This is a genomic window from Proteus hauseri (genome assembly GCF_004116975.1).
In the GTDB taxonomy this organism is placed as follows: Bacteria; Pseudomonadota; Gammaproteobacteria; order Enterobacterales; family Enterobacteriaceae; genus Proteus; species Proteus hauseri.
In genome coordinates this window covers 413371-439829 of record NZ_CP026364.1, presented here as the reverse complement: position 1 = coordinate 439829, position 26459 = coordinate 413371, and the positions used below count along the sequence as shown (strand labels likewise).

Genomic DNA, 26459 nt, shown 5'->3' with positions numbered 1-26459 from the left:
TATTGATATTTCCTTATGTGATTTCAATATTTAGTATTGCTTTTGTTATTTTAATTAGCTTGGTGCTTTCATCTTAATTATTATTGGTTGTTCGTGATATCTAATAATATTATTCCTATTAGTTTTTCTTATTATCGATAAGAATCATTCATTTCCTCTAATATCAAAATCCACTTATTATTCAGCAAATATTAAACGAATAATTATTAAGGTATTTTGCATGTTCACGACTTTTTTTCAGGGGTTTATATTAAGTGCTGCGATGATTTTACCTATAGGTGCCCAGAATGCCTTCGTTCTGCAACAAGGAAGCAAAAAACAGTTTCATTTGATGAGTGCGTTTTTATGCGCATTAAGTGATGTTGTATTAATGACAGCAGGGGTGTTTGGCGGTAGCGCACTACTTAGCCAATCTGAAACCCTAATGTTTATTATTACGTGGGGAGGTGTTGCTTTTTTATTGTGGTATGGCTGGAGTGCATTTAAAACGGCATTTTCAAAAGAAATTGAATTGACTCAAACGGCTAATCAGGTAAAAAGTCGTTGGCGTGTAATTGTCACTTTAGTGGCGGTAACTTGGCTTAATCCTCATGTTTATCTCGATACATTTGTGGTCATTGGCAGTATTGGTGGCCAACTAACCTCGGAACTACGTCCCTGGTTTACTTTTGGGGCAATATTGGCATCGATTTGTTGGTTTTTTGCTTTAGCATTATTAGCTGCTTGGTTTTCACCTGTATTAAGTAAAACACGATCTCAGCGCATTATTAATCTTTTTGTTGGCTGTGTGATGTGGTTTATTGCTGTGCAATTAGCAGCTCAGGGATGGAAAATTATCTTTCAATCTTAAAGATCTTTACAACAAATGTGCTAATGTTCATTTTATCCGTCATAAGATGGTGTAACTTATTCTCTTGTCAGGAGGTTCTTGTGAAATTAAAAGCGATTGTATTAGCATCCGTGTTGGCAGTTGGATTACCTTCAGTTGCACTAGCCGCAGCTGAGCCAGAAGGACCACATATTACAACATCGGGTAATGCAACTATTAAAGCGACTCCTGATATGGCGACATTAAATATTCAGGTAAATGAAAGAGCAAAAGATGCCGCTCAGGCTAAAAAGCAAGTTGATGACCGTGTTGCAAAATATTTTGCTTTCTTAAAAGAAAATGGTGTAGCGAAAGAGGATATTGATGCGGCAAATATCCGCACTCAACCAAATTATGAATATGATAAGAAAACTGAACGCTCAGTGATTAATGGCTACACTGCAACGCGTACAGTTAATGTGAAAATTAAAAAATTAGACCAATTAAATACGCTACTTGATGGCGCATTGTCTGCTGGCTTAAATGAGATTAATAATGTTGAGTTTGGTGTAAATAATCCAGAGCAATACAAAACAAAAGCACGAGAAGTTGCAATAAAAAATGCCATTGAACAAGCAAGCTCAGTGGCGAAGGGTTTTGGTGCAAATTTGGGTGCGGTCTATAGTGTGAATTATCGTGCACCAGAAGCAACGCCATATCCAATAGCACAAGTACGAATGGATGCTATGGCATTAAAAGCACAATCACCTGCGGATGTACAAGAAACTTATCAACAACAGAGTATTGAGTTTAAAGACTACGTTGATGTGGTATTTGAATTGAAACCTAACAAATAATAGTTAATCAGAGATAAAAAAATGGGTTTCCTGCTTGAGTGAAACCCATTTTTTATGAATAAAATAAAACTTATTTATTCTTCATCTTGTTTTAATACTTTACGACCAAAATCAATGAGTGCATCAGTCACTTTTCTCATTGTTCTACTTTCTGGTGCAAAGCGATGCCAATAGAGCATCCGGCGCTGGCAAAGGCCTGGTGTTAAATCAACGAGTTCACCATTTTTTAGTTCATCTGAAATTTGTAAATGTGGGATCATACAACAAGTTGACCCCTGTTTTGCTAATTGAACAAAGGCTTCTGAAGAGTTAACAATGTGGCAAGGAACACTGCCAGGGGAGAGGCCAAAATTTTGTTGTAAAAAGGCCTGATGCATATCATCAAGATGGTCAAAAGCGACCGCAGGTGCTTTTAATAATGATGATTTGGTTACACCATTGGTAAAATAGCGTTGGGCAAAATCAGGCGAGGCAACAAATAAATAATCAAGTGCTCCTAATTGATCCACAAGGCAACTCGGTAATGCTTGAGGTTGGATACTAATAGCGCCGACAACTTCACCGCGTCTTAAACGTTCCTGAGTACGGGTTTCATCTTCAACTTGAATATTTAAACGAATCGGAAGTTGCGTTAAAACAGGATGTAAAGCTGGGAGCAACCATGTTGCTAAACTATCCGCATTCACCGCCAAAGAGAGTAAAAGAGGTGTTGAACCACTGTTTTCATCACCTAACCATTGTTCTTCTAACAATTCGACTTGATGCAATAGGGCTAATAATTTTTGTCCTTGCTCTGTAGGTTGAGGTGGGACGGTACGCACAAGTAAGGGTTGTCCAAACAAATTTTCTAATTGTTTGATACGCTGTGAAACGGCAGATTGAGTAATACATAGCTTTTGCGCAGCTCGCTCAAAACCGCGCTCTCGAATGACAGCATCAAGGGCTTGTAGTGCCCGATAATCAGGACGTTTCATTAACAGACTCTCTTAGATTTTATATTCTATTGTCTACTATGCCATATTTTTTGTTGTAATGAGTTAAAATGTTGCTTCTCAGTTTTTGATACGTCTCCTGCTAGTTTTCAATGCAATATGCTATTCTTATTCCATTAATGTGATAAATAAGGTTTTATTAAATGACTCAGGATGAATTAAAAAAAGCGGTAGGTTGGGCAGCACTTGATTATGTAAAACCCGGCATGATCGTTGGTGTAGGTACTGGTTCAACGGCTTCACACTTTATTGATGCATTAGCAACAATGAAAGGTCAAATTGAAGGCACTGTTTCAAGTTCAGTTGCATCAACCGAAAAACTGAAAGGCTACGGCATTCCTGTTTTTGATTGTAATGAAGTTGACTCTTTAGATATTTATGTTGATGGCGCTGATGAAATAAACCATCAAATGCAAATGATTAAAGGCGGCGGCGCAGCATTAACGCGTGAAAAAATTATTGCTGGTGTAGCAAAAACCTTTATCTGTATCGTTGATGAATCTAAACAAGTTGATGTGTTAGGTAAATTCCCATTGCCTGTTGAAGTCATTCCAATGGCTCGCTCTTTTGTTGCGCGTGAATTAGTTAAATTAGGTGGCCTGCCTGAATACCGTGAAAATGTTGTTACTGATAATGGTAATGTCATTTTGGACGTTTACAATTTAACAATTCTTAATCCAATAGAGTTAGAAAATAAAATAAACAGCATCCCAGGTGTAGTCACTGTAGGATTATTTGCTAATCGTGGTGCAGATATCGTATTGATGGGAACGTCTCAAGGCGTTAAAACAATCAAGTAAATCCTTAGAAAATAGGTAGCAGTAGCTACCTATTTTTTTTAAATTATTTCAGAAACCTTAAATACAGTGATATATATCACACGATAGTTATATCGCTACCTAAAATTCTGTCATTATCCTAGTCAAAATCATTTTGCTCGGTAGAAAATCACTTTATCTATCGCTTATTCTGCCATCGTTGCAATCGGTTGTATTGCGACAAAATCTATTTTTGTTATGTTGATGGAACAGGATTGAGTTTTTCATAAATGTAACAACGATAGGGCAGGGGAAATGGTTAAAGTATCTTTGGAAAAAGAAAAGATAAAGTTTCTACTATTGGAAGGTGTGCATCAAAGTGCAGTAGAAAATTTACGTGCGGCAGGTTATACCAATATTGAATATCACAAAGGCGCATTATCGGACGAAGAATTAAAAGAAGCTATCCGTGATGCTCGTTTTGTTGGTCTTCGCTCTCGTACTCATTTAACAGAAGAAATTTTTGCAGCAGCAGAAAAATTGGTTGCTGTTGGATGTTTCTGTATCGGGACTAACCAAGTTGATTTAGATGCGGCTTCTCGTCGCGGTATTCCTGTTTTTAATGCACCATTCTCAAATACTCGTTCCGTAGCTGAGATGGTATTAGGTGAGTTATTACTTTTACTTCGTCGTATTCCAGAAGCAAATGCTAAAGCACATCGCGGCGTTTGGGATAAACAAGCCAAAGGTTGTTTTGAAGCACGTGGTAAAAAACTGGGTATCATTGGTTATGGCCATATTGGTACTCAGTTAGGCATTTTAGCGGAGAGTGTTGGTTTAGATGTCTATTTTTATGATATCGAAAACAAGCTACCTTTAGGTAATACAACACAAATTCGTCACCTGTCTGAGCTACTAAACATGTGCGATATCGTAAGTCTTCATGTACCAGAAACCGCATCTACAAAAAATATGATTGGTCGTGAAGAAATTCAACGTATGAAGCCTGGTTCTATTTTAATTAATGCTTCACGCGGTACCGTTGTAGATATTCCGGCACTCGCTCAAGCTTTAGAATCTAAGCATTTATCGGGTGCAGCTGTTGACGTATTCCCATCAGAGCCGGGTGCAAATAATGATCCAAATGATCCTTTTGTTTCAGAACTCATACAATTTGATAATGTAATTCTGACGCCTCATATTGGTGGTTCAACGCAAGAAGCACAAGAGAATATTGGTTATGAAGTGGCGGGTAAACTAGCAAAATACTCTGATAATGGTTCTACACTGTCAGCAGTTAACTTTCCTGAAGTTTCATTGCCAAGTCATGGTGATGATGTAAACCGTTTACTGCATATTCATGAAAACCGTCCTGGTATGATGAATAGCATCAATAAAGTATTTACTGAAGAGAATATCAACGTTGCCGCGCAGTATTTACGTACATCGGGTAATGTGGGCTATGTTGTAATTGACATTACAACACAAACTAAAGCACAAGCTGAATTAGTGTTACAAAAAATTAAAGCACTACCAGGAACTATTCGTGCTCGTATGTTGTATTAATTTTATTTTTACTAATAGCTTGGGTTAATTAGTAATAAAAGGCTCAATTTAATTATTGAGCCTTTTTCTAGTTGTTATATTCAATTTAATTGAGAGAAAATAGTTATCGTAATTGTTTTTCCCATAATTGACGATAGAGAGCATGATTGTTTAATAAATTCGAGTGCGTTCCTTCTTCTCGTATTCGCCCTTTCTCTATAACATAAATATAATCTGAACGTGATAAGGTATTTAAGCGATGGGCAATACTAATAACGGTTCTGTTTTTACAAATTAAAGGTAAATTAGCTAGAATTTCGGCTTCAGATTCATAGTCTAATGCTGATGTCGCTTCATCTAGAATAAGAATGCGAGGATTAGTTAAAAGTGCTCTCGCTAATGCAATACGTTGACGTTGCCCACCTGATAAATTACTTCCTCTTTCTCCTACTTGAGTATTAAATTGCTGTGGTAATTGTTGTATAAAATCTAAAGCACCTGCTAGCTTTGCTGCATTATATATCTCTTCTTCATAACAATAAGGTTTTGCTAAACGAATATTTTCAGCAATAGAGCCACTAAATAAAAAACTATTTTGTAAAACAATACTTATGCTTTGTCTTAAAGATAGAGGATCTGCAATGGCGAGATCCATTCCATCAATATAAATTTGGCCATGCTGTGGTGTATAAAAACGTTGAATTAAACGAGTGATAGTACTTTTCCCTGAGCCTGATGGCCCCGTGATACCAATAAATTTTCCTGCGGGAATTGATAATGAGAGATCTTCGATTACCTCTGGAGTATTGGTGCAATAACGAAAACGAACATGAGAAAAAATAACTTCACCTTCAATGCTAGGCATTGTAGCTAAGCCTTGGTTCTGGTGTTCCGTTGGTGAGTTTAAAATTTCACCAATTCGATACAGTGATACAATCGTTTGTTGAAAATCTTGCCAAACTTGAGCTAATCGTAAAATAGGTTGAGTAATATGTGCTGCAAACATATTAAAGGCAATCAATTCTCCTATGGTTAATTGTATATCCATGACTAACTTGACACCATGCCATAAAATAACGGCAGTCATGATTTTGTGAATAGTAAGAATGAGCTGCTGTGCTAATAATGCTTTCTTAGTACCTGAAAAGCGAAAGAGAATATGATTAGCTAGTTTATATTGCCATTTTTCAATAAAATAATTTTCTGTCGCTGTGATTTTAATTGTTTCTATACCATTAATCGCTTCAGTTAATAAACTAGTGTTATCTGAATTTGCTTTATATTCTTTTTCAGTCCAATGGCGGATTATAGGGCCGAAAATAAACCAAATAAAAAAATAAATAACTAGCGAGCCTAATGTTATCCAAGTTAATAATATTGAATAAGAAAACATAACTGAAATAAAAATGACAATAAAAATAACATCAAGCAGCATCATAAATGCAGAGCCTGTAATAAATTGCCGAATGTTTGCTAATTCTTGAAGACGAGAAATAATTTGTCCAGATTGTTGTTGATTAAAAAAATGATTAGGAAGGCGAATAAGGTGTTGATAGGCCTTACCTGAAAACTCAGAATTTAATTTACATGAAACAAAAGTATATAGTTTATCTCTTAAAAGAAGGTAAATAGGTTCTGTGATCGCAATTAATACCAAAACACATCCTAATACATGTAAATTGGTAATGTTCCTTCCTGTTAACACTTTATCAATAAATTTTTCAAAAACAACAGGGCTAATTAAAGAGAAAAGTTGAATGCAGCAGGACAAGATAAAAATTAGTAATAATATTTTTTTTTGTCTTAATAAAGAAGGAATAAACCATCTTAGGTTAAATTTAGTTAATGATTTTTTTTCTTTTTTTATTGTTTTTAATGTGTTAAAGATTTTTTTATCATTAATAATATACTCTTCGGTTATTTCATTTTTAGGATCTGTAATAATAAATTTGTTGTTTTTATTTTCTTTTAAAATATACCAGTGATTGTTAATTTCTATAAGTGTATTGCTAGTTATATCATTATCATTATTATTATCACTATCAAATAAATAAAACTCACACTTTAAGCTTAAAAATTCAGCAGCTTCAATAATACTCCAATAAGTTAAATTATTACTCTCGCCTAATAGATGCATAATTTGTTTTTTATTAAAGTTATCATTATTTTTTTTAGCAACATAAAGCAAACCATCTAGAATAGATGGGTGATATTTATTCTCTTTTTTCATATCTAATTTTCTATATTTTGTTTATTTTATATTGACTGTTTATTTTGTGTTTTTAATTTTCTGGTATTTACTATTATCTTTCTCTTAAAGATTCATTTTTATATACTTCAATAGGACTCAGTAAGTAGTCAATAATTCTGCGTTGATCGATAATAATATCGGCAACTAAAGACATCCCCGCGGTAAGTTTATATTGAGTGTTATTTATATTAATGAATTGTTTATTTAATTCAATTAAAGCAGGGTAAACTAATCCTAACTCTTCATGTTGAATAGAGTCTTTAGCAATATTAATGATCTCTCCTTCAATTGTGCCATATCGAGTATAAGGAAAAGCATCTAGTTTAATAATCGCTTTTTGCCCTGGATATATAAAACCAATATCCTTATTAAGAATATTAACTTCAGCAATATTCTTTTGTTCTTTGGGTACAATAACCATAACAGTTTGAGAGGGTTGTAAAACAGCACCTAATGTATGAATTGAAAGTTGTTGAACCGTTCCTTCGACGGGAGAACGAACAAATTTTAATTGTTGACGTTTTTGAGAGTGATTCAAATTTTGTCTATAAATAACTATTTCACTTTCATATTGTTTATATTTGTCATGCCATTCTAATGCTTTTTGTTTTTCTGTTTTTTCTAAGTATTCATTAAGTTGTCTTTCTTGACCAATTAAAATTGTCATTTCTGATGATTTTGTTTTTATTTGCTTATTTATATCAAGTAGCTCTTTTTCGCTCTCTAAATACTCCATTTTACTGATTGTTTTTTTATTGTAGAGCGTTGTTCTAATTTTAAATCGTTCTTCAATATTAATTTTTAATATATTTAGTGATGATAGTTCTTGTTTTATGAGTGATTGATTTCTATGGTTTATTTCTATATCGGAATTAATGTGATTAATATTTGAGTCATATTCTTCTTTCTCTTTTTTATAACTTAAAAAAATATTTTTTTGTGAACTCTTATCCAATATATTAAAGTGATAAAGAGAATGAGGTGATGTATTTTGACTTAATGCTTGATAGCGAATTTTTAGTGCTAACAAATTTTTTATTTTATTTTCAATTCCTTTTATTTCCTCATCTATACCCAAAATATCAAGTGTTAATAGTGGTGCTCCTTGATTAACATATTGCCCATTTTCTACATGAATAGCGACAAGACGACTATGTTCATAAATTTGAATATGCTGAGAATAACCCGAAACAATCAATTTTCCTGTTGCTGGTGCTTGAATATCTAGCTTTCCTAAATAAGACCATAATATAAATATAATAACACTTACTGATAGTGTTAATGCAATATATCGTATATAAGGAGAATAAGGTTTTTCAATAATAGAAATATGATTTGGATAGAAATCATAATTTATTATCTTTTTTTTATTTTTGAAAAACATTTCTTTAAAGGAACGAGTGTTTAATTTCATGATTAACCTTCCTGTTGAATTTGCCAAATTTTTTGGTAATGTCCTTGTTTTTTTATTAGTTCATCATGCTTTCCTTCTTCAATAATTTTGCCTTTTTTTAATACAATAATTCGATGACAGGTTTTAATTGTTGAAAGACGGTGTGCAATAATTAAAACAGTTTTATCTTTAGCGATAAGAGGCATATTTTTTTGAATAATTTCTTGAGATTCATCGTCTAATGCACTAGTTGCTTCGTCTAAAATTAAAATTTTAGGGTTGGATAAAATAGCTCTTGCAATGGCAATACGTTGACGCTGTCCACCAGATAATGATGCGCCTCCTTCTGCGATAATGGTGTCGTAACCAAAAGGGAGCTTTAGAATAAACTCATGAGCACCGACTAATTTAGTAATATGAATAACATTTTCTAAAGAGGCATTAGGTACAGATAAGCAAATATTGTTAAAAACACTTAAATGAAATAAATAATTCTCTTGTAAAACGTAACCTATTTGCTGACGTAATACTGTGGGATCAAGTTGCGAAATAGGAATATGATCAATTGTAATACTTCCTGACTGTGGTGTATAAAGATTAGGTATCATCTTAGCTAATGTACTTTTTCCAGAGCCTGATGTACCTATAATAGCTACTATTTCATTTTTTTTAATATGAAGAGAAACTTTATTTAAAATAGGAGGCGTATTATTTTTATAATAAAAAGTAACACTATTAAAAATTATTTCGCCTTTTAATTGTATTGTCGCTGTTTTTTGTGCTTGTTCTTTTGGAATGTTAAGAATATCTTGTAAATTATAGATTGCAGTTTTGACTCTAATATATTTTCCCCAGATGTCTATTGCTTTTCCAAGAGGTTGTAAGCAGTGACCAAGTAACATATTAAAGGCGATAAGCTGGCCTATTGTCATTGAAAGTGAAATAACTTCATAAGCACCTATCCATAAAATTAAAGCGGTAGTAATTTTATGGATAAAAGTGATGAAATAATGAGAAATATTATCAATTTTCTTTAACCTCAGATTTTCATTAGTAAGTTGATGCGTTTGATTATTCCATTGTTGTGTAAATCGAGGTTCAAGAGAAAGACTTTTTATAGTTTCTATTCCACTTAGGCTTTCAGTTAAAAAAGCAGTATTTATAGCCGATTTTTGATATAGCTTTTGAACAGCTTGTTCTATTCTAGGTGCAAGTAATTTTGCTAAGATAAAATAGCAAGGAATAGTGGAAAGAAATATTAATGTTAATTTAAAGGATAGAGTGAACATTGCAAAGATAAAAACAAATATAAAAGAAAAATCCACAACTAAGATTAATAGTGTATTAGTAATAAACTCTCTAATAATATCTAATTCTTTTATTCTTGTTACGACAGTTCCTGTTTGACGAGCTTTAAAATAACCAATAGGAAGTTTAAATAGATGTTGAGTAAGTTTTAAGCTTAACATCATATCAATTTTATTTGCTGTATGATGATAAATATATTCTCTAAGGCCCTTTAATACCCCTTCTGAAATAGCAACGAAAACTAATCCTATAATTAAAACATCCAGTGTTGATAGTGCCTGATGGATAACTACTTTATCCATAATAACTTGCATAACTAATGGGGATGCAAGTGCTAATAATTGAAGAATTAATGAATAAAATAGAATGTTTTTAAATGTACTTTTATACTTTAAAAAAACAGAATAAAACCATGAAATATCAAAATGATTATTTTCTTTAAATTTAAGAAAGTAGCATTTTGATATATAATTTTTGATTAGATTTTCATGGCTTAATACCTCTGTTTTTTTAGTTGCTATATTATAAATTAGATGCTTATTTTCATTATTCTTTAATAAAATAAAAGTATTATTATTTTTATCTAAAAAAATAATTGGCTGATTTGTTTTTTCTTTTAATAATAACCTTATCTCTGTTGTTTTTAGCTTGAAGGCATATTTTTTTTCTAATTCTTTTATAGTGCTATTATGCTCTAACTTTAAGGGTAATGTTTCCTTTCCTGTTAAACTGAGAATGATGTTAATACTTTTTATTATATTGTTATTTTTATTGTTGGACATTTTTAATTTATCCCTCTTATTACTATGTGCATAAGGGATGTATTAAATGTTTTTTATTTTATTTTTAATATAAAAAAACAAAGATAACTAAAAGGAATATATTCCTAAGATTAAAAACACCATATTTTTTCTGGTGTAATAATTTCAGGTAATGGTACATCCCAATCAGCGACAGGAAGATGCTCTACTTGTTGGCAACTATGTGCAAGTCCCATTGGATAAAATGATTTTTGCTGCCAGTTTTCTAATGTTCTGTCATAAAAACCGCCTCCCATACCTAGTCGTTCTCCTGACGAATCAAAAGCAACAAGAGGAGTAAATATAATGTCGATATCTGTAATGGGAATAACAGCATTTACATTTAATGGTGGCTCTGAAATATTGAAGCGGTTTCTAACTAAAATAGTTTCAGTGCTATAACGTAAAAAGAGTAACTGGTGACGATGAAAAGGATGCAATACAGGTAGGCAAACAGTTTTTTTTAATCCCCATAATTGTGAGATCAACGGTGTTGTATCAATTTCTCCATCAAAAGAGAGAAAAAGAGCGATAGTATTTGCATCTTTGATTTTGCGATGAGAAAGAACCTGTTCACTGAGTTGTTGAGCGGCGAGTTGTTGTTGCTCTGGGGTGAGTGCGCGTCTTTTTTGACGAACCACTTTACGGATTTGGTCTCTTTGCTGAAAAAGCGAGGTATTTGTCATTTATCAGCCTATCAATAAATGGTTGGTGTTAATAGAAAAATATCACTCGAGTCAATTTATCACACTTTAGAGGTAAGAATAGAGAGAGTGGTTAAAAATTGGATAAAGAGGTATAAAAAAGAGATAAAAAAAGTTCTAAACATTAAGCATTTATAAAATACTTAATGTTTAGAACTTAGATAGAGGTCTCCAAGATGCCGCCGTAGGCTGTAACCCTTGAACCCGTGGTCCAAGGTGAACGTAGTGTTATTACCATTAGGCTGCCTGAACGAATCGGGTATGCTCACAAGTAACTGACCACCACATTCTATGTGTTTGAAATATCGGCTCAGGGGACTGGCCCACTAGCAAACATCTCAGAGAAATTTGTTGGGTGCCGTTTAGCACCCTATCTATGAACTATTGTATTATTTTAATTGTAGAAAGCAACCTATTATCTGTTAATTTCGTGGTGTACGCGTGCTTTCTGAACAAATCTACTTCGCAGTTGAAAAAGTGCGATCATGGTGCTTGCCTTGATCGTGTAAAGCTTGTTCAATGGACTGTTGTAGCATTTTTATTTTCTCTTCCATATTGTAGGCATAGTCTCTGGTTTTTAACTTTTCTTCTGCCAACTCATGGCTCATATTTAATGCCACTATAAAAATCAAGTGCTCTGTATTCGAAACACCACTGCGTTCTTTGAGATCTTGTAATCGTTGTTCAAGTTCAGCAGCAGAAGCCAGTAAAGCATCTCTTTGTTCTGGTGGGCAGTTAACACGTAATGATCGCCCAAAAATTTGAAGTTCAACGGGTTGTGCGGACATGATTCCTTCCTGACATAAAATCTGTGCTACGTAGTTAGTAGTGTATACGGTTATAACGCTGTATTAAACGCTATTACTGCAAAAATTCCAATGATTAACATAGCTTAACTAGTACAGCGACTTCTATTGATGGTAGCATATCTTGAACTATTCCCCTAAATGCGACCTTTATTCTATGTCAAAACAAAATACATTACCGAGTTATCAGTCTATTGATACCTTATTACAGCAGCATACTGTTCCTCTAACTACCGCTGAAATGCATGGGTTGATAACAGGTTTTATTTGTGGTGCTGTTCGCGATAGTAGCTGGAAAACGCTGTTACATGATCTTACTAACGAAGGTTTAGCGTTTTCTAAAACGTTATTAGACCAACTTGAAGCTCTTTATCATGTGACTTATGAACAGCTTGATGACAGTGTATTTAACTTTTCGATGTTACTTCCAGCAGAATCAGATTCTGTTTTTTTAAGAGCAGATGCGCTCGCTGGTTGGGTTAATCATTTTCTTTTAGGGCTTGGCGTTGCACAGCCTAAATTATCTGATCATAAAGAACTTCTCGAAGTTATTACTGACTTACGCAATATTGGTGAACTAGGTTATGACGAAGAGGAAAATCAAGAAGAGCTTGAAGATGCGCTTGAAGAAGTCACCGAATATGTAAAAGTGTCTGTTCAACTTTGCTACATTACTTTTGTTACACCAAAAAGCAAGGAAAGTAATGAACAAGATGACCAACGTATATTACATTAATAATCACACCATTAAATAGATAATCATAAAGATAAAAGAAAGACAGGAGAGGGTATGAATAAGCAAGAATTTTTATCCCGTCGTCAGGCGTTATTGGCTCAGATGAAACCTGCTAGTGCGGCTATCTTTTTTGCTGCACCAACAGCGCAACGCAACGCTGATAGTGAATATCCTTATCGTCAGCATAGTGATTTCCTTTATCTAACGGGTTTTAGTGAGCCAGAAGCCATTCTTGTGCTGATTAAAAGTGATGAAACTCATAATCACAGTGTTCTCTTTAATCGCGTTAGAGATCTTACTGCGGAAATCTGGTTTGGTCGCCGGCTGGGTCAAGATGCGGCACCTGAGAAACTAGGAATTGATAAAGCGTTACCTTATGAAGATGTTGGTGATCAGTTATATCAATTACTTAATGGATTGGATATTGTTTATCATGCGCAGGGTGAATATGCTTTTGCGGATGAAATTGTCTTTAACGCTTTAGATACTTTAAGAAAAGGCTCTCGTCGTAATTTAAAAGCACCACAAACACTTGTTGATTGGCGTCCAATAGTTCATGAACTGCGCCTCTTTAAAACTGATATTGAAATTGACTTAATGCGTAAAGCCGGTGAAATTTCTGCATTAGCACATACGCGTGCAATGCAAAAATGTAAGCCAGGTATGTATGAGTATCAGCTTCAAGGTGAGATTGAGCATGAGTTTGTTTCTCATGGCGCACGTTTCCCCTCTTATAACAGCATTGTGGGCAGCGGTGAAAATGGCTGTATTTTGCATTACACCGAAAATGAAACCAAAATGCGTGATGGGGATTTGGTTCTGATTGATGCAGGATGTGAATATGAAGGTTACGCTGGTGATATTACACGCACATTCCCTGTTAATGGCAAATTTACGCGTCAACAACGTGAAATTTACGAGATTGTTTTAAAATCACTCAATGTTTCTCTCGAATTGTACAAACCTGGTACAAGTATCAAAGAAGTCACCGAACATGTGGTGTATATCATGGTTGAGGGACTCGTTAAACTGGGCATTATGCACGGTGAGATCGAACATTTGATCGAAACTAAAGCTTATCAGCGCTTCTTTATGCACAGCCTAAGTCATTGGTTAGGGCTTGATGTTCATGATGTTGGGCATTATGGCGTTGAACGTGACCGTATTTTAGAGCCAAGAATGGTACTCACCATTGAACCAGGTCTTTATATCGCACCTGATGCAGATGTTCCTCAGGAATATCGTGGTATTGGTATTCGTATCGAGGATGATATTTTAATTACAGAAACGGGCAATGAAAATCTTACCGCCTCTGTGGTTAAAGATCCTGATGAAATTGAAGCTCTCATGGCAGGAAAAATTTAAGGCTAATATCCACATGAACGTGATTATCGTTGGTGGTGGAATGGCGGGTGCAACACTTGCGCTCGCGCTTTCTGCACTAAATAAAGATAAAATTTCGATATCGTTAATTGAAACGTCAGAGCCTGATAAAGGTCATCCGGGATTTGATGCCAGAGCTATCGCATTGGCTCATGGCACAGCAAAGCGGTTAGATCAAATTGGTATTTGGTCAACGCTGAAATCTTTTGTTACACCAATTAATCATGTTCATGTTTCCGATAAAGGGCACTGTGGTTTTGTGAATATAAGTGCTCAAGACTACGCTATTTCTGCTTTAGGCTATGTAATAGAGCTACACGATGCGGGTCGCCAGCTTTTTGCTCAATTAAAAAAACAGCCCAATATTCAATTATATTGCCCAGCAAAAGTTGAGTATGTTCATCGCGATATTGACTCCGTTGAAGTCACACTTAATGATGGCACTCGGTTAAAAGGTGATTTATTAGTCGCCGCCGATGGGACTTATTCGGCAATAGCACGTCAATGCCATATCCAACGGCAACGCGAACCTTATGAGCAAATCGCGGTGATTGCTAATGTAAAAACAGAAATTGACCCGCAAGGTAAAGCTTTTGAACGCTTTACAGAATTTGGACCATTGGCGATGCTACCAATGAGTGAAGGCCGTAGCTCACTAGTATGGTGTCATCCCATGGAAAAACAGGCTGAAATAGCAAAATGGGATGATAAAACAATCATAACCCGTTTACAGCGTGATTTTGGTTGGCGATTAGGGCGCATTGAGCATATAGGTAAGCGTAATAGTTACCCTCTCGCATTACAGAAAGCCAATCAGATTATCAGCCACCGCCTTGCTTTAGTCGGAAATGCATCACAAACGCTTCATCCAATTGCTGGGCAAGGTTTTAATCTCGGTCTACGAGATGTGATGACATTGGCGAATACATTAACTAAGGCAATTAATTCTGGTGCTGATATTGGGAGTTACCAAGTGTTATCTCAATATCAACAGCTGCGCCAAAGCGATAGAGAAGAAACTATCGGGATCACTGATGGGTTAGTTAAAGTATTCGCTAACCGCTGTATGCCTTTAATTATATCTCGCAATCTTGGCTTAATGGCAATGGAGCTTGTTCCTGCTTTACGTAACAGATTGGCACACCAAACCTTAGGTTGGACTGACCAAGTATAATTGTTTTTAGGATACTTTTATTATGAAATCATTTGATGTTGTTATTGCTGGTGGTGGAATGGTTGGGCTTGCATTAGCCTGCGGATTACACGGGTGTGGTTTACGTATAGCGATAATAGAAAATCATCCAGTAACAGAACATTTCCACCCGCAAGATGATTTTGCATTACGGGTATCAGCAATTAATACTGCAAGTGAATTATTGCTTAAAAAATTAGGTGTGTGGGAAAACCTTAATGCATTACGAGCAACACCTTATCAAGGTATGGAAGTGTGGGATAAAGACAGCTTTGGCCGTATTCAATTCTCGGCTCAAAAAGAGGGATTTACTCACCTAGGTTCTATCATTGAGAACCATTTAATTCGCGAAGTACTTTGGCAAAAGTGCGAAAGTCACAGTGATATTACATTTTACTCGCCAACTCAAATTGAACGTGTAGTGTGGGGGGAAAATGATGCTTTTATTACGCTAAATGATGGTGAGATGCTTACCGCAAGATTAGTCGTTGGTGCTGATGGTGCCAACTCTTGGTTGCGTAAAAATGCAGATATTCCACTGACTTTTTGGGATTATGAACATCACGCATTAGTTGCTACTATTCGTACTGAACAACCTCATGAAAATATCGCTCGCCAAGTCTTTCATGGTGAAGGTATTTTAGCGTTTTTACCACTATCAGACCCACAGACAAGTTCTATTGTTTGGTCTTTACCCGCAAATCTGGCGCAAGAATATAAAAATGCCGATAAAACCTTATTTGAGCGTACACTCGGTGTTACTTTTGATATGCACTTAGGACAATGTGAATTAATCAGCGAGCGCATGACAATACCGCTAACAGGCCGTTATGCTCGTCAATTTGCGGCTCCTCGCTTAGCGCTATTAGGCGATGCGGCTCATACAATTCATCCTTTAGCAGGACAAGGTGTTAATCTTGGTTTTATGGATGTGGCCGAATTAATTGGTGAAATTAGACGCCTAAAAGCAGAAGGCAAAGATTTTGGTGAATATCTCTATTTGAGACGTTTTGAACGACGTCGTAAACATGCGGCAGCGGTTATGTTGGCTAGTATGCAAGGATTTAGAGAGCTTTTTGCTGGCAATAACCCAGTTAAAAAATTAGTAAGAGATATAGGGCTTTCGTTAGCAGATAGTTTACCTGGCGTAAAACCTAAGTTGCTTGAGCAAGCAATGGGTATTTCTGATTTACCTGAATGGCTAAGTGATAAAAATTCCACTTCAGTTGAAAAAATCTAATTTATCTCTTATTTCACATTACTTTTACTTATGTTTAGCTGAAGAAATAGAACTAAAAAAATCTATTTTTTCAGCCTATTCTTTGTGATACCTCCCCTTTTTCAGTAATTCTTCACTAAAAATGAGTGTTGAACCGCATATTTACAATCATTAGTTCTGCATACTTATAGCTCTCCCTTATCATTAAGAACGGTAATACCCTATTTTAACTTATGGTTTATTTTTTCTCACAATGCTAAGTTCAAGGGGATGGTATCGTTTGCGCTGTACGTTAATTGCTCATGATTGTTAAATGTATGTTTAAAAATTAATTTAACTTACTAGTTAATTCTATGATTTTTAATCAGGTTCTATTTTATATTTAACAATATGCGTTCTCTGAATAATCTAAAGTAAAAGTAGAAAGAGGGAAGAATGGCAAAACAGACTCCGTTATATGATGAGCACGTAGCCTGCGGTGCTCGTATGGTTGATTTCCATGGTTGGATGATGCCGTTACATTACGGCTCTCAACTTGATGAACACCATATTGTACGCCGTGATGCAGGTATGTTCGATGTTTCTCATATGACCATTGTAGATTTACATGGTGCTCAAGTTCATGATTTTCTGCGTTATTTATTAGCGAACGATATCGCTAAACTCACCGAAAAAGGCAAGGCGCTTTATACCGGAATGCTTAATGCATCCGGTGGTGTTATTGATGACCTTATCGTTTATTACTTTGATAAAACCTTCTATCGCCTTGTGGTGAACTCAGCAACGCGCGAAAAAGACCTCGCATGGATAACAGAACATGCCAAAGATTATGCCGTCGATATTCAAGTGCGTGACGATCTTGCTTTAATTGCTGTTCAAGGCCCTCATGCACAAGAAAAAGTCCAAAGTTTATTAATCGAACAACAACGCCAAGTTGTTTCAGCCATGAAGCCATTTTATGGCGTACAACTTGATGAATTATTTATCGCTACAACGGGTTATACCGGTGAAGCAGGCTATGAAATCGCCATGCCAAAAGAACAGGCTGTTGATTTTTGGCGTAAGTTATTAGCTGTGGGCGTAAAGCCTGCGGGATTAGGTGCAAGAGATACATTACGTTTAGAAGCGGGAATGAATCTTTATAGCCAAGAGATGGATGAAACAATCAATCCTCTCGAAGCTAATATGGGTTGGACGATAGCATGGGCACCTGAGGATCGTCAGTTTATTGGTAGAGAAGCATTAGAAAAATTACGCGCAACAGGCACAGATAAACTTGTGGGTTTAGTGATGCGAGAAAAAGGTGTGTTACGAGCAGGTACAGCAGTTCACTTTACTGACGATAATGGAGAAATCCAAGAAGGTATTGTGACTAGCGGAACTTTCTCTCCAACATTAGGCTTTAGCATTGCATTAGCAAGAGTTCCTGCAAGTATTAAGGATAGCGCAATTGTATTAATGCGTAATCGTGAAATGCCAGTCGAAGTTGTGAAGCCAGGATTTGTTCGTTCTGGTAAAGCATTGGTATAACACGCATAACTATTTTCAATGGAGAGTATGGTCAATGAGTCAAATACCGAGTGAATTAAAATATGCACAATCTCATGAATGGGTTCGTTCTGAAGGCAATGGTGAATACACCGTAGGCATTTCTGAACATGCACAAGAGCTTTTAGGTGATATGGTGTTTGTCGATTTACCTGAAGTCGGTAGAGAAGTGAATGCAGGCGAAGATTGTGCAGTTGCCGAATCAGTAAAAGCGGCTTCTGATATTTATTCGCCGTTATCGGGTGAAATTATTGCTGTAAACGAAGAGTTAGAGGGTTCTCCTGAGCTAGTAAACAGTGCGCCATATGGTGAAGGGTGGTTATTTCGCATTAAAGCTAATAATGAAAGCGAATTAAATGACTTACTCAGTGCCGAAGGCTATCAAGAGTTGGTAGATAACGAAGAGTAAAAACAACGCCTCGTCCATCATATGACGGGGCGTTTTTCTTTGTCTATTAAGCTGTTGTTAATTAAATAATTCTTTATAAATCCACAGTGAAATTCAGGAAATTACTCGCAATGACACAGACTTTACATCAATTAGAATATCGTGATGAGTTTATTCGTCGCCATATCGGTTCATCCCCAGAACAAATTAAAGAGATGCTCAGTGCTGTTGGTGTCTCTTCTTTGAATGAATTAACTAAAAAGATTGTTCCTGATAATATTCAATTAGCTACGCCTCCTGATGTTGGTGAAGGGGCGACAGAACAAGTTGCCTTAGCTGAATTAAAAGCTATCGCCAGCAAAAATAAACGTTTCACTTCTTATATTGGTATGGGATATGCACCTTCTGTACTTCCGCCGGTGATTTTACGTAATTTATTAGAAAATCCGGGTTGGTACACTGCTTATACGCCTTATCAACCAGAGGTTTCTCAAGGACGTCTTGAATCACTGTTAAATTTTCAACAAGTCACTATTGATTACACTGGAATGGATTTAGCATCAGCCTCATTACTTGATGAAGCAACCGCTGCGGCAGAAGCAATGGCAATGGCAAAACGTGTAAGCAAACTAAAAAATGCAGAGCGTTTTTTTGTTTCAGATGATGTTCATCCACAAACATTAGATGTCGTGAAAACACGTGCTGATACCTTTGGTTTTGAAGTCATTGTTGATAAAGCAGAAAAAGTATTAGAACTTGAAGGCGTGTTTGGTGTGCTATTGCAGCAAGTTGGCACAACTGGCGAACTGCATGATTACAGTAAATTATTAGCTGAATTAAAAAATCGTAAAATTATTACCAGTGTTGCTGCTGATTTAATGGCGCTGGTGGTATTAACGGCACCGGGGCATCAAGGTGCTGATATTGTTTTAGGTTCAGCGCAGCGTTTTGGCGTACCTATGGGTTATGGTGGGCCTCACGCGGCATTCTTTGCTTGTCGTGATGAATATAAACGAGCTATGCCAGGACGTATTATTGGTGTATCTCGTGATGCAGCAGGTAATCGTGCATTACGAATGGCAATGCAAACCCGCGAACAACATATTCGTCGAGAAAAAGCCAATTCTAATATTTGTACATCACAAGTGCTGCTTGCCAATATTGCTGCAATGTATGCGGTTTATCATGGTCCAGAAGGACTGAAAAAAATCGCACAACGTATTCATCGTTTAACGGATATTTTAGCAGCGGGTTTAAAACAAAATGGCATGACGTTACGTCATCAAACTTGGTTTGATACTTTAGCAGTTGAAACCACGGATAAAGCGGGTGTATTACAACGAGCTAAAGATGCTGAAATTAATTTACGTACTGATATTGCGGGTGCAGTGGGGGTGACATTAAGCGAAAAAACAACGCGTGAAGATGTCCTCGCACTGATAGAAATTATTAGCGGTAAAGCACTTGGCGTTGATATTGATTCGCTGGATGCAAAAGTTGCATCATCATCTAGTTCTATTCCTACATCAATGCTGCGTAATGATGCTGTGTTAACTCATGAGAATTTCCATAATTATCACAGTGAAACGGAAATGATGCGTTATATGCATCGTTTAGAAAATAAAGACTTAGCGTTAAATCAAGCAATGATCCCATTAGGCTCTTGTACGATGAAACTTAATGCTGCTGCTGAGATGATCCCAATTACGTGGCCTGAATTTACTGAGCTTCATCCGTTCTGCCCGCCTTATCAAGCTAAAGGCTATCAGATAATGATTGAACAGCTCTCTACATGGTTAGCAGCACTGACTGGCTACGATGCTATGTGTATGCAACCAAATTCAGGAGCGCAAGGTGAATATGCAGGATTATTAGCGATCCGCCGTTATCATCAAAGCCGTGGCGAAGGTGAGCGTCATATTTGTCTAATTCCAAGTTCAGCTCATGGTACAAATCCAGCATCTGCACATATGGCGGGTATGACTGTGGTCGTTGTGGGCTGTGATGACAATGGAAATATTGATATTGCAGATTTAAAAGCTAAAGCCGAAAAACATCAAACTGAGCTTTCTTGTGTAATGGTGACTTATCCATCGACTCATGGTGTTTATGAGGAAGGTATTCGCGAAGTTTGTGACATTATTCATCAATATGGTGGACAAGTTTATCTTGATGGCGCAAATATGAATGCGCAGGTGGGGATCACAACACCCGGCTTTATTGGTTCTGATGTTTCTCATCTTAATTTACATAAAACTTTCTGTATTCCTCATGGTGGTGGTGGCCCAGGTATGGGTCCTATCGGTGTAAAATCGCACTTAGCGCCGTTTGTACCAGGACACTCTGTTGTAGAAATGGATCACGTAACAACACAAGGTGCTGTTTCAGCTGCCCAATTTGGTAGCGCATCTATCTTACCTATTAGCTGGATGTATATTCGTATGATGGGTGCAGAAGGGCTTAAACAAGCTAGTCAAGTGGCTATTTTAAATGCGAACTATATTGCTCAACGGCTGAAAAAAGATTACGACATTCTTTATGCTGGCGCTGATGGCTATGTTGCTCATGAATGTATTATTGACATTCGTCCACTAAAAGCGAACTTCGGTATTAGTGAAATGGATGTTGCTAAACGTTTAATCGATTATGGATTCCACGCACCAACGATGTCTTTCCCTGTTGCGGGTACTTTAATGATTGAGCCGACAGAGTCTGAAAGTAAAGTTGAAATTGATCGCTTTATTGAAGCGCTGCTTTCGATTCGTGCTGAAATTACTCAAGTTGATAACGGCATTTGGCCGATAGATGATAACCCATTAGTGAATGCGCCACATACGCAATATGAATTAGTACAAGAGTGGTCACATAGTTATAGCCGTGAATGTGCGGTATTCCCAAGTGACGCGACTAAGAGCAATAAATATTGGCCGGCAGTAAAACGCCTTGATGATGTTTATGGTGATCGCCATTTACATTGCTCATGTGCGCCAATTAGCGATTACGAATAAGCTTTTAATCTAGCAATATTCTTAAATAAAATACCGATGGGTTAACCATCGGTATTTTTTCATTAATGAAAGAACGTTATTTCAGACTCTTACTTCAGCCAACCTTTCTCTTTTGCTGCTAATAACTGCGGGTAGAGATATTGCCAGAATTCAGGCCATTGTTCTTCAATAAACAGATTGCGTGCTAATACTTGCTCTAAGCGGATATTATTTTCTACCCAGCTTTGACCTTGGTTATGTAAGTTCATTAGCATTGGCATTGTGCGATCAAGAATATTAGCAAATTGAGATTCTGGCGTTTCAGCTGCGTCATATTCCAGCCATAAATTCAGAAAATACTCACTTTGAGGTGACGGTAATAAAGAGAAAATACGTCTTGCCGCTTTTTGCTCTTGCTCTTTTACCGCTTCACGAGCAGCAACGTCATATACCATCACGTCACCTGCATCTATTTCAACGATATCGTGAACTAATGCCAATTGAATAGCGCGACCAATATCAATGTCACCAGCATAAGGCTGAAAGCTCATGGCTGCTACGGCGAAATGCCAGCTATGCTCAGCCGTATTTTCAGAGCGGCTATTATCTAATACGTTGTTTTTACGATAAACGCGTTTGAGTTTGTCTAATTCAATAATAAAGTTGATGGTATCGGAAAAGGGGCCAAAAGCCCCATTAGGTAATTGAGTCATAAAAATCCGTTCGTGTTGAAATAAGTATTATTCTTCGTCTAAAGAATAAGGTAATGGTTTAATAGATAGTTTGCTGATGTTATCGCCTTGAACGCGAAAAATACTGTCAGCTTCCATATCATTGTTCATCACAACTTCGGCAATAATAGTATTATCAGCCATACGAACAGCACTTAATACAGTGCCTGTTTTACGCCATTTATCTTCGCCTAATTGCCACTCTACACTGCCACCTATTTCTGGTAATTCAGTACCACCACCAGATAATAAATACATAGCACGTTTATTTGCACCTCTAAATTTTGCTCGGGATACCATTTCTTGACCCGTATAACAGCCTTTTTTAAAGCAAATACTATGTGGCAGAGCTTGTAAGTTGGTCGCCTGTGGTAAAAATTGCTCAATATTAGGTGTGTCAATAACGGGATATCCAGCTTCAATATCAAGCGCTAACCATTGTTCGCTATTGCTGGTTTCTGCGTTTAGTGTGGTAGCGAGCGTTCTTGCTGTATCTTCATCCGTGACAATTAAAAAACGCTCGATAGGTAAAGGCAATTGCAGCAAGTAAGAGCCTTCGTGATGAACCACTTCATTAGCTTTACGAGGAATTACTGGGAAAAATTCTGCTAAAGCTTGTGCCGCGCCTTGTCCTGCAAGTCCTAATAATACGGCATCCTTTTTTTCCACTAAGGTTATCTTTGAAAATACGGCATATTTTTTTAATTCGCTCAACTGCTTTTGCGCGACATTTTTACGCAATATATAAGCAAACCCTTCTTGCTGGTGGAAAAAGCGCAGTGTGCTCCACATTTTGCCTTTTGCTTCACAGTGCGCAGCCAAAGTGTGTTCTGTTGCCGGTAATGCTGCAATATCGGCAGTTAATTGACCTTGTAGATATTTTTCACTATCAGCGCCAGTTGCTGTTATCAGTGACCACTCATCTAAAGAAATCAGTGTTAACGGTAGATTGATTGCTGCATGAGGGCGTTTAGTTTGAATAGAATTTTGAGTCATGACATCACCAGCCATTTTATTAATCAGATATTGTTGTTTATGGTAAAAGAGTCCCAAGACAATGCAAGTCATTATTATTTATAGAGCACAGAAAAAATATTTATAAATAACAAACTATTTACGTTCAAAGGGTTGCTGAGAAAAGATATTGAGATTAAACCGTCAAACTGTGATCATTTTGATGTTAAAAATTTCATGATAAGACTATCATCAAAGGCAGGAAGAAATAGTGGTATTTCTTGATTTGAACAATGCAAAGAGCAGAGTATGACTATCGATATAGAGAACAAAGCACGAATTCACTGGGCATGCCGTCGCGGAATGCGCGAACTAGACATTTCCATCATGCCTTTTTTCGAAAACGAGTATGATACGCTATCTGATGATGATAAAGCGCTGTTTGTTCGCTTACTAGAGTGCGCTGATCCCGATTTATTCAACTGGTTAATGAACCATGGCCGTCCTGAAGACGATAAACTTTATTATATTGTTAAATTAATTCAAGAGCGTAATAAAGCAAGAATGGCTGATATTGTTGATAAATACCGATAATAAATAGATTATAAAAACAATATAATAAAAGAACGCCTTTATTTTTAAAATAAAGGCGTTTTACTTTGTATAAACAGAAACTTGTGACAGAAACAATAGACTTATAATATTTTAATGAAATAGCATTCTTTATAATCAAAAAATTGCGTGTAATCTCTAGAAAATGAAGTTTAACCTTCTTTTTTATCACTATTTTTTCTTTGTTTTTAGCCGATAAGTTATGATTATTTTAATCAGATGACGGTATGGTTTATTGTATCGAATTCAATTTGCTTTTTTATTAACCTATTAAAGAGTATAAATATAATGAAAAGCAGAAAATAATAGCTAACAGATATTTTTAAATGGAACAAAGAAGTTTCATAATAAAGCGTGTATTATTATTTTAGAATACATTTATTGCTTCATTATTTATTAATACGGAGTTGAAATAACTCGTGATTTTATGGAAATCTCATCTCACCGTTTCTTGGTTTACACAGCTATTTTCAACTGGCGTCTATGTCGCTTTTGAAATAGCGCTTTTACTTTACCCTTGGCCTGCCGATTTTATTTATATTTGGGTTCCTCTGTTACTTTTACTAATAGCGAGTTGGTATTTTACTCAAAAAAATATTAGTAAGATCAAAGGTGATATAGTTTTACTTAATGGAAATCGTATTCAATGGAAACTTCACGAGTGGCAATTAATTAAGCAACCGTGGATAAGTCGATTTGGTACTAAAATAACATTAACCTCTATTTTAAATAAAAAAAAGATAACGCTCTGGGTGGCTTTTGATAGCATGCCTGAATGTGAATGGCGAAACTTTTCTCAATTATTAATGCAATACCCAGATATTTAAATACTGGGTATTGGTAGGTAAACCATTGGGTTTTAAATTGTGACGTTAATAAAAATGAAAACATGTACTTATTTTTAAGTTTTCAGCTTTATAAATCTACAAATTTTCTTCAACTTCACGTAAAACTTGCATACACCATTGTGATAAACGTTCGTCGGTTTCTTCAAATTGGTTTACATCATCCAGTGCTAAACCAACAAAATATTTACCATCATCAGACAACGGTTTAGGGCTGACAAATTCATAACCTTCAACAGGCCAAAAACCGATAAATTTAACGCCGCTTGGTAGTAAATGATGATAAAGCATACCTAGTGCATCAAGAAACCATTCGCTGTAATCGACCTGATCGCCCATGCCATACATAGCAATTAGTTTGTCTTTTAAATTTAATGTAGGCAGAACTTCCCAAATATTTAGCCAATCCTCTTGAATTTCACCAAAATCCCAAGTTGGAATGCCTAAAATAAGAATGTCGTACTGTTCCATAAGCGTAATATCACACTCTTGGACATTATAGAGGTCAACAAACTCCTCACCGAGAATGTCACGAATTTTTTCTGCCGCCATTTCGGTGTAACAGGTGCTGGAACCGTAAAATAGACCAATTTTCATGAAAGTTTTAAGATATTTTGCCAATAAAGGACACTATTGTACCAGAAAACTTTTTTGATGAGGCATAATGTAAAGCTTGTATAGCAACATAAGGGAAATGTCTGTGAGTGACGTAAAACAACCAACAACGCATACAACAAGCGTAAAAGACAAAACAGATCTCATTATCGAGCAATTTTTAGATAATATTTGGTTAGAACAAGGATTATCTGAAAACACCCTAAGTTCCTATCGATTAGATTTACAAGCTTTAGGTCAATGGTTAGATAAAAATCAGCTAGATTGGCTATCTGTAACAACATTAGATCTTCAATCTTTTCTCGCTGTTCGACTTGATGAAGGATATAAAGCCAGTAGTGCGGCGCGTTTGTTAAGTACAATGCGTCGGTTGTTTCAATATCTTTATCGTGAAAAGTTACGGTTGGATGATCCTAGCGCGCTGTTATCAACACCTAAATTACCCAAACGACTTCCTAAAGATTTAAGTGAGCGACAAATTGAAGATTTACTTAACGCACCTTGCATTGATGAACCCATTGAGTTGCGCGATAAAGCAATGCTTGAAGTTCTTTATGCTTGTGGGTTGCGAGTTTCTGAATTAGTCGGATTATCACTACCTGATATTAGTTTAAGACAAGGTGTGCTACGTGTTATTGGTAAAGGTGATAAAGAACGCTTAGTTCCTTTAGGCGAAGAAGCTATTTACTGGCTTGAACAATATCTGCAATATGGAAGACCGACACTGATGCAAGGAAAAACAGATGACATTGTTTTCCCCAGTTTAAGAGGGCAGAAAATGACACGACAAACCTTTTGGCATCGTATAAAACATTATGCAGTGATTGCAGGAATAGATAGCGAAAAGTTATCACCCCATGTATTGAGACACGCATTTGCAACACATCTTTTAAATCATGGCGCAGACTTGCGCGTTGTACAGATGTTATTGGGGCATAGTGATCTCTCTACAACACAGATTTATACCCATGTTGCTACCGAGCGATTGAAAACGCTTCATCAGCAGCATCATCCAAGGGGTTAGCCT

23 protein-coding genes and 1 other RNA gene are annotated in these 26459 nt (G+C 36.2%); 14 read left to right on the top strand and 10 right to left on the bottom strand.

Going from position 1 to position 26459, the window contains the following annotated elements; all coding sequences use genetic code 11:
• Positions 1-220: 220 nt before the first annotated feature.
• Positions 221-850, top strand: coding sequence for an arginine exporter ArgO (gene argO, locus PH4a_RS02145; RefSeq protein WP_129037412.1), 630 nt, complete (start codon positions 221-223; stop codon positions 848-850).
• An 80-nt stretch (positions 851-930) separates the two neighbouring features.
• A complete protein-coding gene (locus PH4a_RS02140) occupies positions 931-1665 on the top strand; it encodes an oxidative stress defense protein (protein ID WP_064720710.1) in 735 nt (244 codons plus the stop codon).
• A 74-nt stretch (positions 1666-1739) separates the two neighbouring features.
• On the opposite strand, the gene PH4a_RS02135 is transcribed toward PH4a_RS02140, so the two are convergent.
• Positions 1740-2639, bottom strand: coding sequence for a LysR family transcriptional regulator ArgP (locus tag PH4a_RS02135; protein WP_129037410.1), 900 nt, complete (start codon positions 2637-2639; stop codon positions 1740-1742).
• A 161-nt stretch (positions 2640-2800) separates the two neighbouring features.
• Here PH4a_RS02135 and rpiA point away from each other — a divergent pair, with 161 nt between their 5' ends.
• The gene (gene rpiA / locus PH4a_RS02130) at positions 2801-3457 is read left to right on the top strand and encodes a ribose-5-phosphate isomerase RpiA (RefSeq protein ID WP_129037408.1); all 657 of its coding nucleotides are present in this window, start codon (positions 2801-2803) and stop codon (positions 3455-3457) included.
• Between the two features lie 273 nt (positions 3458-3730).
• Entirely contained in the window at positions 3731-4981 is a 1251-nt protein-coding gene (serA, locus tag PH4a_RS02125) for a phosphoglycerate dehydrogenase (protein ID WP_129037406.1), read from the top strand.
• Positions 4982-5084: 103 nt separating this feature from the next.
• Here the strand turns inward: serA and PH4a_RS02120 are convergent, their stop codons facing one another.
• From PH4a_RS02120 to zapA, 6 genes are all read right to left on the bottom strand, one after another.
• Positions 5085-7190 (bottom strand): type I secretion system permease/ATPase, encoded by a 2106-nt coding sequence (locus tag PH4a_RS02120; protein WP_129037404.1) that lies wholly within the window; start codon positions 7188-7190, stop codon positions 5085-5087.
• A gap of 73 nt (positions 7191-7263) precedes the next feature.
• Positions 7264-8625, bottom strand: coding sequence for an HlyD family type I secretion periplasmic adaptor subunit (locus tag PH4a_RS02115; protein ID WP_129037402.1), 1362 nt, complete (start codon positions 8623-8625; stop codon positions 7264-7266).
• Between the two features lie 2 nt (positions 8626-8627).
• On the bottom strand, positions 8628-10694 hold the full coding sequence (locus tag PH4a_RS02110) for a peptidase domain-containing ABC transporter (protein ID WP_129037400.1): 2067 nt from the start codon (positions 10692-10694) through the stop codon (positions 8628-8630).
• A gap of 110 nt (positions 10695-10804) precedes the next feature.
• Positions 10805-11398 carry a 5-formyltetrahydrofolate cyclo-ligase gene (locus PH4a_RS02105; RefSeq protein WP_129037398.1) on the bottom strand — a complete coding sequence of 198 codons (594 nt, stop codon included), beginning with the start codon at positions 11396-11398 and terminating at the stop codon, positions 10805-10807.
• A 182-nt stretch (positions 11399-11580) separates the two neighbouring features.
• A non-coding RNA gene (gene ssrS, locus PH4a_RS02100) (6S RNA) lies at positions 11581-11764 on the bottom strand.
• Between the two features lie 110 nt (positions 11765-11874).
• Positions 11875-12204, bottom strand: a complete 330-nt coding sequence (gene zapA / locus PH4a_RS02095) for a cell division protein ZapA (RefSeq protein ID WP_064720702.1) — start codon at positions 12202-12204, stop codon at positions 11875-11877.
• A 175-nt stretch (positions 12205-12379) separates the two neighbouring features.
• On the opposite strand from zapA, the gene PH4a_RS02090 reads away from it, so the two are divergent.
• The 7 genes from PH4a_RS02090 to gcvP all read left to right on the top strand — a co-directional run bounded on the left by PH4a_RS02090 (position 12380) and on the right by gcvP (position 21696).
• Complete coding sequence (locus tag PH4a_RS02090) at positions 12380-12958, top strand: YecA/YgfB family protein (RefSeq protein WP_129037396.1); 579 nt, start codon at positions 12380-12382, stop codon at positions 12956-12958.
• Positions 12959-13012: 54 nt separating this feature from the next.
• On the top strand, positions 13013-14323 hold the full coding sequence (gene pepP, locus PH4a_RS02085) for a Xaa-Pro aminopeptidase (RefSeq protein ID WP_129037394.1): 1311 nt from the start codon (positions 13013-13015) through the stop codon (positions 14321-14323).
• 13 nt (positions 14324-14336) lie between these two features.
• Positions 14337-15515: a 2-octaprenyl-6-methoxyphenyl hydroxylase gene (ubiH, locus tag PH4a_RS02080; RefSeq protein ID WP_129037392.1), complete on the top strand. Its 1179-nt coding sequence runs from the start codon at positions 14337-14339 to the stop codon at positions 15513-15515.
• Positions 15516-15537: 22 nt separating this feature from the next.
• A complete protein-coding gene (gene ubiI, locus PH4a_RS02075) occupies positions 15538-16773 on the top strand; it encodes an FAD-dependent 2-octaprenylphenol hydroxylase (RefSeq protein ID WP_129037390.1) in 1236 nt (411 codons plus the stop codon).
• A gap of 414 nt (positions 16774-17187) precedes the next feature.
• A complete protein-coding gene (gene gcvT, locus PH4a_RS02070) occupies positions 17188-18282 on the top strand; it encodes a glycine cleavage system aminomethyltransferase GcvT (RefSeq protein ID WP_129037388.1) in 1095 nt (364 codons plus the stop codon).
• A gap of 34 nt (positions 18283-18316) precedes the next feature.
• Positions 18317-18709, top strand: coding sequence for a glycine cleavage system protein GcvH (gcvH, locus tag PH4a_RS02065; RefSeq protein ID WP_129037386.1), 393 nt, complete (start codon positions 18317-18319; stop codon positions 18707-18709).
• Between the two features lie 110 nt (positions 18710-18819).
• A complete protein-coding gene (gene gcvP, locus PH4a_RS02060) occupies positions 18820-21696 on the top strand; it encodes an aminomethyl-transferring glycine dehydrogenase (RefSeq protein WP_129037384.1) in 2877 nt (958 codons plus the stop codon).
• A gap of 89 nt (positions 21697-21785) precedes the next feature.
• On the opposite strand, the gene PH4a_RS02055 is transcribed toward gcvP, so the two are convergent.
• Positions 21786-22388 (bottom strand): HD domain-containing protein, encoded by a 603-nt coding sequence (locus tag PH4a_RS02055; protein WP_129037382.1) that lies wholly within the window; start codon positions 22386-22388, stop codon positions 21786-21788.
• 27 nt (positions 22389-22415) lie between these two features.
• Positions 22416-23402, bottom strand: a complete 987-nt coding sequence (gene ygfZ, locus PH4a_RS02050) for a tRNA-modifying protein YgfZ (protein WP_129037380.1) — start codon at positions 23400-23402, stop codon at positions 22416-22418.
• 273 nt (positions 23403-23675) lie between these two features.
• On the opposite strand from ygfZ, the gene sdhE reads away from it, so the two are divergent.
• Together sdhE and PH4a_RS02040 are read left to right on the top strand one after the other, a co-directional pair.
• Entirely contained in the window at positions 23676-23954 is a 279-nt protein-coding gene (sdhE, locus tag PH4a_RS02045; RefSeq protein ID WP_064720816.1) for an FAD assembly factor SdhE, read from the top strand.
• A 437-nt stretch (positions 23955-24391) separates the two neighbouring features.
• Positions 24392-24799 (top strand): protein YgfX, encoded by a 408-nt coding sequence (locus tag PH4a_RS02040; protein WP_129037378.1) that lies wholly within the window; start codon positions 24392-24394, stop codon positions 24797-24799.
• A gap of 96 nt (positions 24800-24895) precedes the next feature.
• Here PH4a_RS02040 and fldB read toward each other — a convergent pair whose 3' ends face one another.
• Positions 24896-25414 carry a flavodoxin FldB gene (gene fldB, locus PH4a_RS02035; RefSeq protein WP_129037376.1) on the bottom strand — a complete coding sequence of 173 codons (519 nt, stop codon included), beginning with the start codon at positions 25412-25414 and terminating at the stop codon, positions 24896-24898.
• Between the two features lie 103 nt (positions 25415-25517).
• Here fldB and xerD point away from each other — a divergent pair, with 103 nt between their 5' ends.
• Positions 25518-26456 carry a site-specific tyrosine recombinase XerD gene (xerD, locus tag PH4a_RS02030; protein WP_420874845.1) on the top strand — a complete coding sequence of 313 codons (939 nt, stop codon included), beginning with the start codon at positions 25518-25520 and terminating at the stop codon, positions 26454-26456.
• Positions 26457-26459 lie beyond the last annotated feature (3 nt).

Coding starts and splice junctions, on each gene's coding strand:
- argO (WP_129037412.1), top strand. CDS start 221: ATGTTCACGACTTTTTTTCAGGGGTTTATATTAAGTGCTGCGATGATT.
- PH4a_RS02135 (WP_129037410.1), bottom strand. CDS start 2,639: ATGAAACGTCCTGATTATCGGGCACTACAAGCCCTTGATGCTGTCATT.
- rpiA (WP_129037408.1), top strand. CDS start 2,801: ATGACTCAGGATGAATTAAAAAAAGCGGTAGGTTGGGCAGCACTTGAT.
- serA (WP_129037406.1), top strand. CDS start 3,731: ATGGTTAAAGTATCTTTGGAAAAAGAAAAGATAAAGTTTCTACTATTG.
- PH4a_RS02120 (WP_129037404.1), bottom strand. CDS start 7,190: ATGAAAAAAGAGAATAAATATCACCCATCTATTCTAGATGGTTTGCTT.
- PH4a_RS02115 (WP_129037402.1), bottom strand. CDS start 8,625: ATGAAATTAAACACTCGTTCCTTTAAAGAAATGTTTTTCAAAAATAAA.
- PH4a_RS02110 (WP_129037400.1), bottom strand. CDS start 10,694: ATGTCCAACAATAAAAATAACAATATAATAAAAAGTATTAACATCATT.
- PH4a_RS02105 (WP_129037398.1), bottom strand. CDS start 11,398: ATGACAAATACCTCGCTTTTTCAGCAAAGAGACCAAATCCGTAAAGTG.
- zapA (WP_064720702.1), bottom strand. CDS start 12,204: ATGTCCGCACAACCCGTTGAACTTCAAATTTTTGGGCGATCATTACGT.
- PH4a_RS02090 (WP_129037396.1), top strand. CDS start 12,380: ATGTCAAAACAAAATACATTACCGAGTTATCAGTCTATTGATACCTTA.
- pepP (WP_129037394.1), top strand. CDS start 13,013: ATGAATAAGCAAGAATTTTTATCCCGTCGTCAGGCGTTATTGGCTCAG.
- ubiH (WP_129037392.1), top strand. CDS start 14,337: ATGAACGTGATTATCGTTGGTGGTGGAATGGCGGGTGCAACACTTGCG.
- ubiI (WP_129037390.1), top strand. CDS start 15,538: ATGAAATCATTTGATGTTGTTATTGCTGGTGGTGGAATGGTTGGGCTT.
- gcvT (WP_129037388.1), top strand. CDS start 17,188: ATGGCAAAACAGACTCCGTTATATGATGAGCACGTAGCCTGCGGTGCT.
- gcvH (WP_129037386.1), top strand. CDS start 18,317: ATGAGTCAAATACCGAGTGAATTAAAATATGCACAATCTCATGAATGG.
- gcvP (WP_129037384.1), top strand. CDS start 18,820: ATGACACAGACTTTACATCAATTAGAATATCGTGATGAGTTTATTCGT.
- PH4a_RS02055 (WP_129037382.1), bottom strand. CDS start 22,388: ATGACTCAATTACCTAATGGGGCTTTTGGCCCCTTTTCCGATACCATC.
- ygfZ (WP_129037380.1), bottom strand. CDS start 23,402: ATGACTCAAAATTCTATTCAAACTAAACGCCCTCATGCAGCAATCAAT.
- fldB (WP_129037376.1), bottom strand. CDS start 25,414: ATGAAAATTGGTCTATTTTACGGTTCCAGCACCTGTTACACCGAAATG.